Below are 13,984 nucleotides of genomic sequence, written 5' to 3'. Positions count from 1 at the left end.
TAGCCACCGTCCTCGAACTGAAATGATTTGGACAACGGGCGCATACTTATAACCGATGACCTCCCCCGATGTGCAGGCCCGAAAACCCGTCATACTCACCGTCGACGACGACCCGGCAGTGTCGCGTGCCGTCGCACGTGACCTCCGGCGCCACTACGGCGAGAGGTACCGCATCGTGCGCGCCGAATCCGGCGCCGATGCGATCGACACCCTGAAAGAACTCAAGCTGCGCGGCGACGCCGTCGCGGTCTTCGTCGCCGACTACCGGATGCCACAGATGAGCGGCATCGAGTTCCTCGAGAAGGCAATGGACTTCTTCCCACTGGCACGTCGAGTTCTGCTGACGGCCTATGCGGACACCCACGCGGCGATCGACGCGATCAACGTCGTCGACCTCGACCACTATCTGCTCAAGCCGTGGGATCCGCCGGAGGAGAAGCTGTATCCGGTGATCGACGGTCTGCTCGAAGATTGGCGGTCCGTCGGTGACCGCGCCATGCCGTACACGAAGGTCATCGGCCACCGGTACAGCGACCGGTCCTGGGAGGTACGGCAGTTCCTGGCCCGCAACGAGTACTCGTTCCGCGCCGTCAACTCCGAGGAACCCAAGGGACAGCAGCTGCTCGAGGCCGCCGGTCTCGACGACAGCCGCCTCCCAGTCGTCATCACCGAGAAGGGCGAAACCCTCGTCGACCCGTCGGACGTCGAACTCGCCACGCTGCTCGGCCTGTCGACCAGCCCGCAGCTGGAAATGTATGACCTCGCAGTCATCGGCGGCGGTCCGGCCGGACTGGCTGCCGCGGTCTACGGCGCGTCGGAGGGCCTCAAGACCGTCCTGATCGAGAAGGCCACGACCGGCGGGCAGGCGGGCCGCAGCTCGAAGATCGAGAACTATCTGGGCTTCCCCACCGGCATCTCGGGCGCCGAACTCACCACGTCGGCACGCCGTCAGGCCGAACGCTTCGGCGCGGAGGTCATCACGACCCAGGAGGCCGGCAGGCTCGAGATCAACGGCGTCGGCGCGGCCCATTCGATTCGTCTCAACGGCGACAACACCATCGGTGCCCGCGCCGTGATCCTCGCGACCGGCGTCGACTACCGACAGCTGCAGATCACCGGATGTTGGGACGATCCCGACGATCCGAACTGCAACTACATCGGCCGCGGGGTGTTCTACGGCGCGTCGGTGTCGGACAACAGCGAGTGCGCGGGTGAGGACGTCTACATCGTCGGCGGTGCCAATTCCGCCGGCCAGGCCGCGATGTACATGTCGCAGACGGCCAAGTCGGTGACGATGCTGATCCGCGGACCCTCGCTGGAGGCGGGCATGTCGCAGTACCTGGTCGACCGGATCCTCAAGACCCCGAACATCACGGTCCGGACCTGCACCGAGGTCGTCAACACCGTTGCCGAGGACGACCACCTGTCAGGGCTGGTGCTCCTGGACAAGCGGACCGAGGAAACCGAGACGGTCACCTGCGACCGGATGTGCTGTTTCATCGGCGCGACACCCCGCACCGATTGGCTGGAGGAAGCTGGAATAGCCCGCGACGATCACGGCTTCATCCTGTCGGGGCCTGATCTGCGCGACAAGGTCGGCTGGACCCTGGACCGACCGCCGCACCACCTGGAAACAAGCGTGCCCGGTGTGTTTGTTGCAGGAGATGTGCGATCGGAGTCCGCGAAGCGGGTTGCGGCCGCGGTCGGCGAAGGGTCGATGGCGGTGATGCTGGTGCACAGATATTTGGCTGAAGCCTAGGAGGCGTGCGATGGGCTCACAGAACGACGAAGAGTGCGTCCGCGATGAGCTGCGGACTCTGTTCCTGTTCGAGGATCTCTCCGATCCGCAGCTCGACATCCTGTGCGCCGCCGGCCACATCGAAACGTTCCCTGCGGGCCCCATCGTCCAAGAGGGCGAGCCCGCGACCTGTTTCTACGTGATGATCGACGGCGAGCTGATCATGTCGAAGCGCTCCGGCGGCGTCGACATCCAGACCAACCGCACGTCACAGCGCGGCGTGTACTTCGGCGCCTGGTCCGCCTACATCCCGGGTGAGGAGCAGGCCTACCAGGCTTCCGTGCGGCTGACCAAGCCGTCGCGCTGCTTCGTCCTGGACTCCAACGACTTCGCCGACTTCATGCGGACCCAGTTCCCGATGGCCGTACATCTGCTCGAGGGCCACCTCGTCGGCGGTCGCCGGCAGACCCAGATCATCGGTCAGCGCGAGAAGCTGCTGGCTCTGGGCACCATCACCGCGGGTCTGACCCATCAGCTCAACAATCCGGCCGCGGCCACCGCGCGTGCCGTCGCCGATCTGCGCGAGGGTGTCGGACACATGCGGCACAAGCTCGCCATGGTGGCCGAGGCCAAGTTCACCCCAGAGGCCCTGCGGGTACTGGTGAACATTCAGGACGAGGTCGCCGAGCAGGTCGCCAAGTCCCGCGATCAGGAGCTGACGGCGCTGGAGGCCTCCGATCGTGAAGACCAGATTGGCGATTGGCTCGAAGACCACGGCATCGTCGGCGCCTGGGACTACGCGCCGACGTTCGTGGAGGCGGGTCTGGACACCGACTGGCTCGAGCGGGTTTCGGCGTTGGTCGATGACGTCGACAACACCGCGTCGCTGCAGGGTGCGATCGGGTGGCTGAAGTACACGATCGACAACGAACTGCGGATGAACGAGATCGCCGAGGCCAGCAAGCGCATCTCGGCGCTGCTCGCGGGCGCGAAGCAGTACTCGCAGATGGACCGGGGCTCCTACGGCAGCGCGGACGTCCACGAGCTGCTGCGCAGCACGCTGATGATGTTCGGTGACAAGATCGGCATGGAGGGCAAGGGCAAGCCCGTCACCCTGGTCAAGGATATGGACAAGACGCTGCCCCAATTGCAGTGCTACCCAGGCGATCTCAACCAGGTATGGACGAACATCATCGACAACGCCATTCAGGCGATGGGCGGTCACGGCACCTTGACCATCCGCACGTCACGTGAAAACGACGAGATGATCCGCGTCGAGATCTGCGACGACGGTCCGGGAATCCCCGAAGAAATCATCGACCGCATCTTCACGCCTTTCTTTACCACCAAGCCGTTCGGCGAGGGCACCGGACTCGGTCTGGATCTCGCATGGCGCATCGTCGTCGAGAAGCACGGCGGAAACGTGGCCGTGCAGTCCGAACCGGGCGACACGCGATTCATCGTCTGCCTGCCGTTGGTGGCACCCGCCCCGATCGCGCCGACTCCAGGCGAGCTGTCTGCCGCAGGCACGGAATAGGGGCACGAACTCGGAGGGTTGGAGCAACCATGACCACTCCTGATCTCGGCACGTTCGGCGTATTCGGCCACTACTCGGGGTGGCAGCAGCTGTCCCCGCAACAGCTCAAGGACATCGAATCCCTCGGCTACGGCGCCATCTGGGCCGGCGGCTCACCGCCCGCCGAACTCGACTGGATCGACCCTATTCTCGGAGCGACCGAGTCGCTGCAGCTCGCGACGGGCATCGTCAACATCTGGACTGCCGCGGCAGGCCCCGTCGCCGAGTCCTTCCACCGCATCGAGAAGGACTACCCCGGCCGTTTTCTGCTCGGCATCGGCGTGGGCCATCCCGAGGCGCACCAGGAGTACAAGAAGCCCTACGACGCATTGAACGACTACCTCGACAAGCTCGACGAGTACGGCGTACCGGAGGGCCGCAGGGTGGTAGCCGCGCTCGGCCCGCAGGTACTCAAGCTGTCCGCCCGCCGCAGCGCAGGAGCGCATCCCTACCTGACCACCCCCGAACACACCGCGCAGGCACGCGAGCTCGTCGGCCCCGACGCCTTCATCGCACCCGAGCACAAGGTGGTGCTGACTACGGATGCGGACCAAGCGCGCGCGGTCGGCCGCAAGGCGCTCGACGTCTACCTGAATCTGGCGAATTACCTGAATAACTGGAAGCGGCTCGGGTTCACCGATGACGACGTCGCCAAGCCGGGCAGCGACGCGCTCGTCGATGCGGTTGTGGCGTACGGCACCACCGACGCCATCGCCGCACGGCTCACCGAGCACGTGACCGCCGGTGCGAACCATGTTCCGATTCAGGTCCTGACGGGTACTGACAAGCTCGTGCCCGCCCTCGCCGAGCTGGCGGGCCCGCTCGGACTCCAGTGAAGGGGAACCCATGACTGAGCTCAAACCGGATCTCGGCCGTTTCGGGGTGTGGACGTTCGGTACACCCAAGCCCGAACAGGCCGCCGAGATCGAGCGGCTGGGCTATGGCGCGATCTGGATCGGCGGCTCGCCCGCCGGCGATCTCAAGTACGTCGAACCGCTGCTGGATGCCACTGAGACAGTTCAGGTCGCCACCGGCATCGTGAACGTCTGGAGCGCACCCGCCGACGAAGTCGCCGACGCCTACCACCGCATCGAGGACAAGTATCCGGGCCGCTTCCTGCTCGGCGTCGGGATCGGACATCCCGAACACACCGAGGAATACCGCAAGCCATACGACGTGCTCGTCGAATATCTCGACGCGCTCGACAGCAAGAAGGTGCCGACGAGCCGACGGGTCGTCGCGGCGCTGGGCCCCAAGGTGCTCAAGCTCTCAGCACAACGCAGCGCGGGTGCGCATCCGTACCTGACCACTCCGCAGCACACCGGAGAAGCCCGAAACATCTTGGGACCGACGGTGTTTCTGGCACCCGAGCACAAAGTGGTCCTGGCGCGCGATGCCGAAGCATCCCGAGCGATCGGCCGCGATACTGTCGATTTCTACCTCAACCTCTCCAACTACTTGAACAACTGGAAGCGGTTGGGGTTCACCGATGACGACATCGCCAAGCCCGGCAGCGACCGGCTGATCGACGCCGTCGTCGCCCACGGCACGCCCGAGGACATCGCCAAGCAGCTCACCGAGCACATCGAGGCCGGGGCCGATCACGTCGCGATCCAGGTGCTGGGCGGCTGGGACGCCCTGCTGCCGACGCTGGAGGAACTGGCTGGCCCGCTCGGACTGAAAAGCTGACGTCGTGCGTTGACCAATCGTAAGCATGCGCATATGATCTACGTATGCACATGACTTTCGACACCCTCCCCTTGCATCGTGCCGCGGTACTGGCTTCTGTCGACGCGGTCAACGCCGTCACCCGTGACGATCTCGCGCGGCCGACGCCGTGTGCCGGCTGGGACCTACACGCTCTGCTCGCGCACATGACGGTCCAGCACTACGGCTTCGCGGCGGCAGCCCGCGGGGGCACCGACCTCACCGTGTGGGACCCCGCGACCGTCGCCGATGCGGTCGCCTCGGATCCCGTGGGCGCCTATGCGGCGGCCGCAACCGACGTGCTCAGCGCATTCGAAGCTGACGGTGTGCTCGAGGCGACCTTCGCCCTTCCCGAATTCGGTCCTGAGGCAACGTTTCCCGGAGCGATGGCGATCAGTTTCCACTTCGTCGACTACGTCGTGCACGGCTGGGACGTCGCTCGCACGATCGATGTCGCGTTCGACCTGCCGCAGAAGGTCATCGACGCCGTGCTGCCGATCGCCTTCGCGGTGCCCGACGGCGAATTTCGCACCGATGAGGGCAGCCCGTTCCGCCGCGCGGTCGCCGTCAGTGACGACGCGACCGATGTGGACCGGCTGCTCGCCCACCTCGGCCGTTCGCCGGCCTGGACGTCACTAACCGCTCAACGCTGATTTCAGCTCCGCGCTCAGTTCGGCGAGCGCAACCGGTGCAGCTTTGCAGAACCGCGGATAAGCCAAGAAGCCGTGGGGCATTCCGGCGTATTCGGTGATTCGCACCGGAACGCCTGCGCCTCGCAGCGCATCTGCGTAGCGCTGTCCGTCTTCGCGAAGTGGATCCTGTTGGGCGACCTGGATCAGCGCGGGCGGCAAACCGCGATGGCTCTCGGCGAGTATCGGCGATGCACGGGGATCGTCCGCGGGCTCGGGCTGGTGGCCGAAGAAGTAATGCTCGCGGTAGGACTTCAACTCCGCGGTGGGCAGGATAGGACTGTTCACGTCCCGACGCGTCGCCGCCGAACTCAGGTCGATGAAGGGATACACCAGAGCTTGGTGGCGGATCGTCGGGCCCGAGCGGTCGCGTGCCAGCAGACACATCACCGCAGCGAGGTTGCCGCCCGCGCTGTGCCCCATCACACCGAGCCGCTGCGCGTCGGCTCCGAGCTCGTCGGCGTGCTCAACGGCCCACACGAGCGCGGCGTAGCTGTCATCCACCGCGGCGGGGAACGGGTTCAGCGGCGCGAGCCGGTAACCGACCGAGACCACGACGGCGCCGGTGGCCGCACTCACCCGACTGCAGTGCGCATCGTTCGCGCCCAGCGAACCCAGCACGAAGCCGCCCCCATGAAAGAACACGACCAGAGGCGTATCGGAAGCGTTGGTTCGGTAGATACGCAGCGGCAGGTCACCACCTGGGCCGTCAATGGCCCGGTCCTCGATTGACACTCCTGAGGCCCGGGATCCGAACATGAAGTCGGTGACCAGGTTGTGGCGGAACTCGCGACGCTGCAGTTCTACGAGCTGGTCGCGGCTCATCTTGCTCACCGGGGAAGATAGCCCTACCAATACACCCAACAGAAGAACACGCAAGTCCGTAGCGGCCATCGTTCCACCTCCGTAGGGATCGGTTCGGATGGATGATGCCATCCCGGCAGATGTTCAGCATCAGCCCGATAAGTCGGGCACCCGCACCGTTAGGGTTTAACCATGCGGTTGCTGGTCACTGGCGGGGCGGGCTTCATCGGCGCCAACTTCGTCCATGTGGCTGCGCATGAACATGCGGTGACGGTGCTCGACGCGCTGACCTACGCGGGTAGCCGCGAGTCGCTTGCGCCGGTGAAGGACAAGATCCGGCTCGTGCAGGGCGACATCACCGACGCCGGGTTGGTCGACAAGCTGGTAGCCGAGGCCGATGCCGTCGTGCACTTCGCGGCAGAGACCCACGTCGACAACTCGCTGTCAGGGCCGGAACCCTTCCTGCACGCCAACGTCATCGGCACGTTCACCATCCTGGAGGCGGTGCGCGCGCACGACGTTCGGCTGCATCACATTTCGACCGACGAGGTATACGGCGACCTCGAGCTCGGTAGCCCGCAGCGGTTCACCGAGTCCACGCCGTACAACCCGTCGAGCCCCTATTCGTCGACGAAGGCCGCGGCCGACATGCTGGTGCGAGCATGGGTGCGGTCCTATGGCGTGCGCGCAACACTGTCGAACTGCTCCAACAACTACGGGCCCTACCAGCACGTGGAGAAGTTCATCCCACGCCAGATCACCAATGTGCTGACCGGTCGGCGCCCAAAGCTCTACGGAGCCGGCGCCAACGTGCGCGATTGGATCCACGTGCAGGACCACAATAGCGCGGTGGCGCGCATTCTGTCCGACGGGAAGATCGGCCGCACGTATCTGATCGGTGCCGACGGGGAACGGGACAATCTCACGGTGATGCGGACGATTCTGCGGTTGATGGACCGCGATCCCGACGACTTCGACCACGTCACCGACCGCGTCGGCCACGATCTGCGCTACGCGATCGACGCGTCGCCGTTGCGTGACGAGCTGGGATGGAGCCCTGCGCACACCGACTTCGAGGACGGTCTGCGCGACACCATCGAGTGGTACCGGGCCAACGAAAACTGGTGGGCCCCACTGAAGGACGGCGTCGAAGCCAACTACGCGGGGCGCAACCAGTGACGTTCCGCGAGCTCACGGTTCCCGGCGCGTGGGAGATCACCCCGCGCGTGCACGGCGATTCCCGGGGCGCGTTCTTCGAGTGGTTCACCGATGCCGAGTTCACCGCATTGGCCGGACACCGGTTCGACCTGCGTCAGGCCAACTGCTCGGTGTCGGCTGCGGGAACGTTGCGCGGACTTCACTTCGCCCAGTTGCCGCCGAGCCAGGCCAAGTACGTCGGGTGCCCGCGCGGCAAGGTGCTCGACGTGGTCGTCGATATCCGGATCGGGTCACCGACATTCGGGCAGTGGGATTCGGTTGTCCTCGACGACACCGACCGGCGATCGATCTACATCTCCGAGGGTTTGGGTCACGCTTTCTTTGCGCTGGAGGACAACTCGACGGTCATGTACCTGTGCTCCGCGCCGTACAACCCCGAACGCGAGCACACGATCAACGTGTTCGATCCCGCGCTAGGCATTGCGTGGCCAGAGGTCGACGGCGGGCCGATACTGTCGGGTCGGGACCGCGCCGCGCCGTCACTGGCCGAAGCCGAGGCGTCCGGCCTGCTGCCGACGTGGGAAGAAACACAGGCGTTTGCCGAGGAGTTGCGGCAGCGCTGATCCCTTCTGGCCGAGACTGCAAACAGATCGAGCTTGACAAAGAAATCGCGATCTGCCCGCAGTTTCGACGGGGCCCCTTCGACGTAGTCTGAAGAAGATGCTGGCGACCGACATCGACTCCGATGGCATCGCTGTCCTACGACTCGACAACGAGCCTCGCCGCAATGCGCTTTCGATCGCCATGCGCGACACGATCTCCGACACGCTCGAAGACTGGGCATCCGATGAGCGCGTACGCGTCGTCGTGCTCACGGGCACGGGTACGACCTTCTGCGCAGGCTTCGATCTCAAGGAGTTCGCCCAGCCTGATCTCGCCCGTACGATCCGCGACAGTTCTCGTCGCTACCACCTCGCCGTGTGGGGCTTCGGCAAGCCGATGATCGCCGCAGTCAACGGCGCGGCGTTCGGCGGCGGATTCGACCTGGCACTGCTCTGCGACCTTCGCATCGCTGTACCGGACGCGGAGTTCGCCCACCCCGAGATCAAGTTCGGCGCACCGCCGCTGTTCACGCCGTTGCAATGGGTCGTGGGCGCGGGCATCGCACGGGACCTGTGCCTGACAGGCCGGCGCATCGACAGCACCGAAGCTCATCGCCTGGGCCTCGTCAACGCAATTGCCCCCGACCGGGACCACCTCCTGGACGAGGCCAAAGCGACCGCCCGGGTGATCGCCGAGGCGCCGCAGCCGGCCTTGGAGGCGACGAAGCGGTACCTCGTCTCGAGCGCAGGGGTCACGTTCGACGAAGCGTTCACTGTCGAGCACGACCGCGTTTTCGACGAGTTCCTCCTGGGCGCCTTCGGCTCCGGCCAGAGTGACTGAGGCGGTCTTGCGCGGGCGATACAGGCATTACTAGGATATCCAAGTATCTAGGAGCGAGGACGCACATGACCACACAGATTTCGCATTTCATCGACGGTAAGCGCGTGGCCGGACAATCCACCCGGACGGCCGACGTCATGAACCCCAGCACCGGCGAGGTGCAGGCCAAGGTGCCGATGGCGTCGCGGGCCGACGTCGACGCGGCGGTCGCCGGAGCCGCCGAGGCGCAGAAGGAGTGGGCCGCATGGAACCCCCAGCGCCGCGCCCGCGTGATGATGAAGTTCATCGAACTGGTCAACCAGCACGTAGAAGAATTGGCTGAACTCCTCAGTTTGGAACACGGCAAGACCGTCGCCGACTCCAAGGGCGACATTCAGCGCGGCATCGAGGTCATCGAGTTCGCGATCGGCATCCCGCACCTGATCAAGGGCGAGTACACCGAGGGCGCGGGCACGGGCATCGACGTCTATTCGATGCGTCAGCCGCTCGGCGTGGTCGCCGGCATCACGCCGTTCAACTTCCCGGCGATGATCCCGCTGTGGAAAGCAGGCCCTGCCCTGGCGTGCGGCAACGCCTTTGTCCTCAAGCCCAGTGAGCGCGACCCGTCGGTGCCGGTCCGACTGGCCGAGCTGTTTCTCGAAGCCGGTCTGCCGCCCGGCGTGTTCCAGGTGGTGCACGGCGACAAGGAAGCCGTCGACGCGATCCTCGAGCACCCAGACATCAAGGCCGTTGGCTTCGTGGGCAGCTCCGACATCGCGCAGTACATCTACTCCGGCGCGGCCGCCAACGGCAAGCGAGCGCAGTGCTTCGGCGGCGCGAAGAACCACATGATCGTGATGCCCGACGCCGATATGGACAACGCCGTCGACGCGCTGATCGGCGCGGGCTACGGCAGCGCCGGCGAACGGTGCATGGCGATCAGTGTCGCCGTCCCTGTCGGCGAGCAGACCGCAGACCGGTTGCGCGCCAGGCTGATCGAGCGGGTCAACGGCCTGCGCGTGGGCCACAGCCTGGACCCCAAGGCCGACTACGGTCCGCTTATCACCGAGGCCGCGCTGGCCCGGGTCAAGGACTACATCCAGCAGGGCATCGATGCGGGCGCCGAGGCCGTCGTCGACGGACGCGAACGCACCACCGACGAGCTGACATTCGACGAGGCTGATCTGTCGAAGGGTTACTTCATCGGACCGACCCTCTTCGACCACGTCACTCCCGACATGTCGATCTACACCGACGAGATCTTCGGTCCGGTGCTCTGCATCGTGCGCGCGAACGACTACGAGGAAGCACTCGCACTGCCGTCTGAGCACGAATACGGCAACGGCGTGGCGATTTTCACCCGCGACGGCGACACCGCGCGCGACTTCGTGTCCCGGGTACAGGTCGGCATGGTCGGCGTGAACGTGCCGATCCCGGTGCCGGTGTCCTACCACACCTTCGGTGGCTGGAAGCGCTCCGGCTTCGGCGACCTCAACCAGCACGGTCCGCACTCAATCCTGTTCTACACGAAGACCAAGACGGTGACGCAGCGCTGGCCGGCGGGCAGCCACGGCGCGGAGTTCGTCATCCCGACCATGAAGTAGGCCGGAGGCCTACAGAAAAGCGCTGTGATGGATCTCTTCGGGCTCGACGAACACGAGCGCGTGATCGCCGAGACGGCGGCCGCGTTCGCCGAGAAGCGGCTCGCGCCTTACGCATTGGAGTGGGACCAAAGTCACCACTTCCCCACTGACGTTTTGCGCGAGGCCGCCGAACTCGGGATGGCCGCGATCTATTGCCGGGAGGATGTCGGCGGCAGCGAGCTGCGGCGGCTGGATGCCGTGCGGATCTTCGAGCAGCTCTCGATGGCCGACCCCACGATCGCGTCGTTCCTGTCGATTCACAACATGTGCGCGTGGATGGTCGACTCGTACGGCACCGATGAGCAGCGCAAGTCATGGGTGCCGCGGCTGGCGTCGATGGAATCGATCGCGAGTTACTGCCTCACCGAACCCGGTGCCGGATCGGATGCGAGCGCGCTGCGCACCAAGGCAGTTCGTGTCGGGGACTCCGCCGAGTCAGACTGGGTACTCGACGGCGTCAAACAGTTCATCTCCGGAGCCGGATCGTCGGACGTATACGTCGTCATGGCCCGCACCGGTGGCGACGGCCCGCGTGGCATCTCCGCCTTCCTCATCGAGAAAGACACGCCGGGACTGAGTTTCGGCGCCCAGGAAGAGAAGATGGGCTGGAACGCCCAACCAACCGCACAGGTGATATTCGAGGGCGCGCGGGTGCCCGCGGACGCGATGCTCGGCGGCGCCGACGGTGAGGGCACTGGCTTCGGTATCGCAATGAACGGCCTCAACGGCGGCCGCATCAACATCGCCGCCTGCTCGCTGGGCGGCGCGCAGGCAGCCCACGACAAGGCCCGCGGCTACCTGGCCGACCGGCAAGCCTTCGGCGGCTCGCTGCTCGACGAGCCCACCATCCGGTTCGCCCTGGCCGATATGGCAACGGCATTGCAGACTTCGCGAACCCTGCTGTGGCGCGCGGCGTCAGCGCTCGACGAGAACCATCCGGAGAAGGTCGAGCTGTGCGCGATGGCGAAGCGCTACGTCACGGACGCCTGCTTCGACGTGGCAGATCAGGCGCTGCAATTGCACGGCGGCTACGGGTATCTGCGCGAATACGGGCTCGAGAAGATCGTCCGCGATCTACGGGTGCATCGAATCCTCGAGGGCACCAACGAAATCATGCGCGTGGTCATCGGTCGGGCCGAAGCGGCCCGGGCCCGCGCGTCTTAACCTGGAGGGTCAATGGCGACGATCGCGTTCTTGGGTTTGGGCCACATGGGCGGCCCGATGTCGGCCAACCTGGTCGCTGCGGGCCATACCGTGCACGGCTTCGATCCGGTTGCCGCGCTGAAGGATGCCGCAGCGGAGAAGGGTGCGCAGGTCTTCGACAGTGTCGCCGACGCGACGGCGGGGGCCGACGTCGTCATCACCTCGCTGCCGAACGGCGGCATCGTGAAGTCGGTATACGCCGAAGCTTTGCCTGCAGCTGCCGAGGGCACGCTTTTCATCGACACGTCGACCATCTCGGTGGACGATGCGCGCACCATCAACAAGATGGCCGCCGACCATGGCCACGTCCAGCTCGACGCGCCGGTGTCGGGCGGGGTGAAGGGCGCGACGGCGGGCACGCTGGCCTTCATGGTCGGAGGTGACGATGCCGCGGTCGAGCGGGCACGGCCCATTTTGGATCCGATGGCGGGCAAGGTCATTCACTGCGGCGGCTCGGGCACCGGGCAGGCCGCGAAACTGTGCAACAACATGGTGCTCGCCGTCCAGCAGATAGCGGCCGGCGAGGCCTTCGTCCTGGCCGAGAAGCTCGGACTGTCGGCGCAGTCGTTGTTCGACGTGATCACGGGTGCGACGGGCAACTGCTGGGCCATCCACACGAACTGTCCGGTGCCGGGGCCTGTCCCGACGTCACCGGCCAACAACGATTTCAAACCCGGCTTCGCAACCGCGTTGATGCACAAAGACATCGGGCTGGCGATGGATGCTGTGAAGTCGTCGGGGTCGACGGCGCCGCTGGGCACGCACGCCGCCAAGATCTACGCTGAGTTCAACGAATCCAACGCCGACAAGGACTTCAGCGCGGTCATCGAGCTGATCCGCAAGGGCTAGCGCTGGGTTCTCGCCCCGAGCACATCGCGGAACAACGCCTGGCGCAGGGCGAGTTCCCTCGGGTCGCTGAACGCGTGGCAGCCCATCTTGTTCATTGCATAGCCGAAACCGATACCGGTGTCTGGGTCGGCGAATCCGAATGATCCGCCAGCTCCTGGCCATCCGAATGCTTTCCCCGACGAACCGAACACGAACTTGTTCGTGGGCTTGCCAAAGCCCAGCGAGAACGACGTGTCCAGATACATGACCCTGTCACGGATGCCACGTGTGGGCGCTACAGCGGGTCCCTGCAACGCATCGCGGACACCCGGACTCAAGCCGAGAACCGCATCACCGGTGGCGGCGTTGCCGTAAAGCTTTGCGATCGATCGAGCTGTACCCGTGCCGTTGCCCGCGGGAATCTCGATGGTTCGCAACTCGTCTCGGTTGAAGTCGTCTGGGCCCGCTACCCCCGTGGCGATGAAGAAAGCCCTGGCGGACATGCTGCGGGGGTTGAACAACGCAGCACCAAAGCGAGGCGGCATCGCGGTGGGATGCCTCAGCAGGTCTCTCTTCGAGATCGGGTACAAGTGCGCGACTCGATCTCGATCGACCGAGGCCGGCAGGCCAATGTAGAAGTCGAGATCAAGTGGCGCCGCGATCTCCTCGTTGAAGAACCTTCCGCAGGAGCGTCCTTGCGGATCTACACGGCGGATGAGCTCGGACTCGTACCAGCCGAGGGTGACTGCGTGGTAGCCATGCCGCGTGCCTGGAGGCCACGCCGGAACCTGCGCCGCGAGCGTCTCTCCCATCGTCGCGGGATTCGCTATATCGGCGAGCGTCAGCGGCGGGGTGATCGCCACCAGCCCGGCCTGGTGACTGAGCAACTGCCGCACGGTGATCGCGCCCTTTCCGCCCTGTGCGAACTCGGGCCAATAGTCCGCTACTTTGCCGTCGTAGTCGAGGAGCCCACGTGATGCGGCGACGGCGACGGCAAGCGACGCAACGCCTTTCGTGGTCGAGAAAACGTTGACGATGGTGTCCTGCTGCCATGGCTCCTGAGTGCGGCCGTCGCGGTAGCCATCCCACAGGTCGATCACCTTGCGGCCGTCGCGATACACCGCGACAGCCGCACCGATCTCCGCGCCGATCTCGAAATTACGACGGAACGCGTCGACAACTTTCCCGTAGCCCTCGTCGGCATCACCTGCCATGA

At 65.3% G+C, this 13,984-nt stretch carries 13 protein-coding genes; 11 read left to right on the top strand and 2 right to left on the bottom strand.

Translation table 11 applies throughout. The features are described from left to right. Window positions 1-55 precede the first annotated feature (55 nt). From ACIA48_RS17875 to ACIA48_RS17855, 5 genes are read left to right on the top strand one after another with little or no spacing between them, the layout of a single operon-like run. Window positions 56-1,759, top strand: coding sequence for an FAD-dependent oxidoreductase (locus ACIA48_RS17875; protein WP_396734166.1), 1,704 nt, complete (start codon window positions 56-58; stop codon window positions 1,757-1,759). A gap of 10 nt (window positions 1,760-1,769) precedes the next feature. Next, a complete protein-coding gene (locus tag ACIA48_RS17870; RefSeq protein WP_396734163.1) occupies window positions 1,770-3,275 on the top strand; it encodes an ATP-binding protein in 1,506 nt (501 codons plus the stop codon). Window positions 3,276-3,304: 29 nt separating this feature from the next. After that, window positions 3,305-4,150 carry an LLM class F420-dependent oxidoreductase gene (locus ACIA48_RS17865; RefSeq protein ID WP_396734160.1) on the top strand — a complete coding sequence of 282 codons (846 nt, stop codon included), beginning with the start codon at window positions 3,305-3,307 and terminating at the stop codon, window positions 4,148-4,150. Window positions 4,151-4,160: 10 nt separating this feature from the next. Beyond that, window positions 4,161-5,003 carry an LLM class F420-dependent oxidoreductase gene (locus ACIA48_RS17860; RefSeq protein ID WP_396734157.1) on the top strand — a complete coding sequence of 281 codons (843 nt, stop codon included), beginning with the start codon at window positions 4,161-4,163 and terminating at the stop codon, window positions 5,001-5,003. A gap of 44 nt (window positions 5,004-5,047) precedes the next feature. After that, window positions 5,048-5,674: a TIGR03086 family metal-binding protein gene (locus ACIA48_RS17855; protein WP_396734154.1), complete on the top strand. Its 627-nt coding sequence runs from the start codon at window positions 5,048-5,050 to the stop codon at window positions 5,672-5,674. Here the strand turns inward: ACIA48_RS17855 and ACIA48_RS17850 are convergent. Next, entirely contained in the window at window positions 5,657-6,535 is an 879-nt protein-coding gene (locus ACIA48_RS17850; RefSeq protein WP_396734152.1) for an alpha/beta hydrolase, read from the bottom strand. The two genes, ACIA48_RS17855 and ACIA48_RS17850, sit on opposite strands and share 18 nt — an antisense overlap. A 171-nt stretch (window positions 6,536-6,706) precedes the next feature. Here ACIA48_RS17850 and rfbB point away from each other — a divergent pair, with 171 nt between their 5' ends. From rfbB to mmsB, 6 genes are all read left to right on the top strand, one after another. After that, window positions 6,707-7,693, top strand: coding sequence for a dTDP-glucose 4,6-dehydratase (rfbB, locus tag ACIA48_RS17845; protein ID WP_396734149.1), 987 nt, complete (start codon window positions 6,707-6,709; stop codon window positions 7,691-7,693). Beyond that, on the top strand, window positions 7,690-8,295 hold the full coding sequence (gene rfbC / locus ACIA48_RS17840; protein ID WP_396734147.1) for a dTDP-4-dehydrorhamnose 3,5-epimerase: 606 nt from the start codon (window positions 7,690-7,692) through the stop codon (window positions 8,293-8,295). The genes rfbB and rfbC overlap by 4 nt, the downstream gene beginning before the upstream one ends. 97 nt (window positions 8,296-8,392) lie before the next feature. Further along, on the top strand, window positions 8,393-9,115 hold the full coding sequence (locus ACIA48_RS17835) for an enoyl-CoA hydratase/isomerase family protein (RefSeq protein WP_396734144.1): 723 nt from the start codon (window positions 8,393-8,395) through the stop codon (window positions 9,113-9,115). 65 nt (window positions 9,116-9,180) lie between these two features. Further along, window positions 9,181-10,698, top strand: a complete 1,518-nt coding sequence (locus ACIA48_RS17830; protein ID WP_396734141.1) for a CoA-acylating methylmalonate-semialdehyde dehydrogenase — start codon at window positions 9,181-9,183, stop codon at window positions 10,696-10,698. Between the two features lie 27 nt (window positions 10,699-10,725). Continuing rightward, on the top strand, window positions 10,726-11,901 hold the full coding sequence (locus tag ACIA48_RS17825) for an acyl-CoA dehydrogenase family protein (RefSeq protein ID WP_396734138.1): 1,176 nt from the start codon (window positions 10,726-10,728) through the stop codon (window positions 11,899-11,901). A 12-nt stretch (window positions 11,902-11,913) separates the two neighbouring features. Beyond that, a complete protein-coding gene (gene mmsB, locus ACIA48_RS17820; protein WP_396734135.1) occupies window positions 11,914-12,789 on the top strand; it encodes a 3-hydroxyisobutyrate dehydrogenase in 876 nt (291 codons plus the stop codon). Here mmsB and ACIA48_RS17815 read toward each other — a convergent pair. Next, window positions 12,786-13,982 (bottom strand): serine hydrolase domain-containing protein, encoded by a 1,197-nt coding sequence (locus tag ACIA48_RS17815; RefSeq protein WP_396734132.1) that lies wholly within the window; start codon window positions 13,980-13,982, stop codon window positions 12,786-12,788. The two genes, mmsB and ACIA48_RS17815, sit on opposite strands and share 4 nt — an antisense overlap. Window positions 13,983-13,984 lie beyond the last annotated feature (2 nt).

Origin of the sequence: Mycobacterium sp. NPDC051804 (assembly GCF_044452905.1) — a bacterium.
GTDB lineage: Bacteria > Actinomycetota > Actinomycetes > Mycobacteriales > Mycobacteriaceae > Mycobacterium.
The sequence above is the reverse complement of the archived record's forward strand: the minus strand, read 5'-3'. Positions and strand labels throughout refer to the sequence as shown.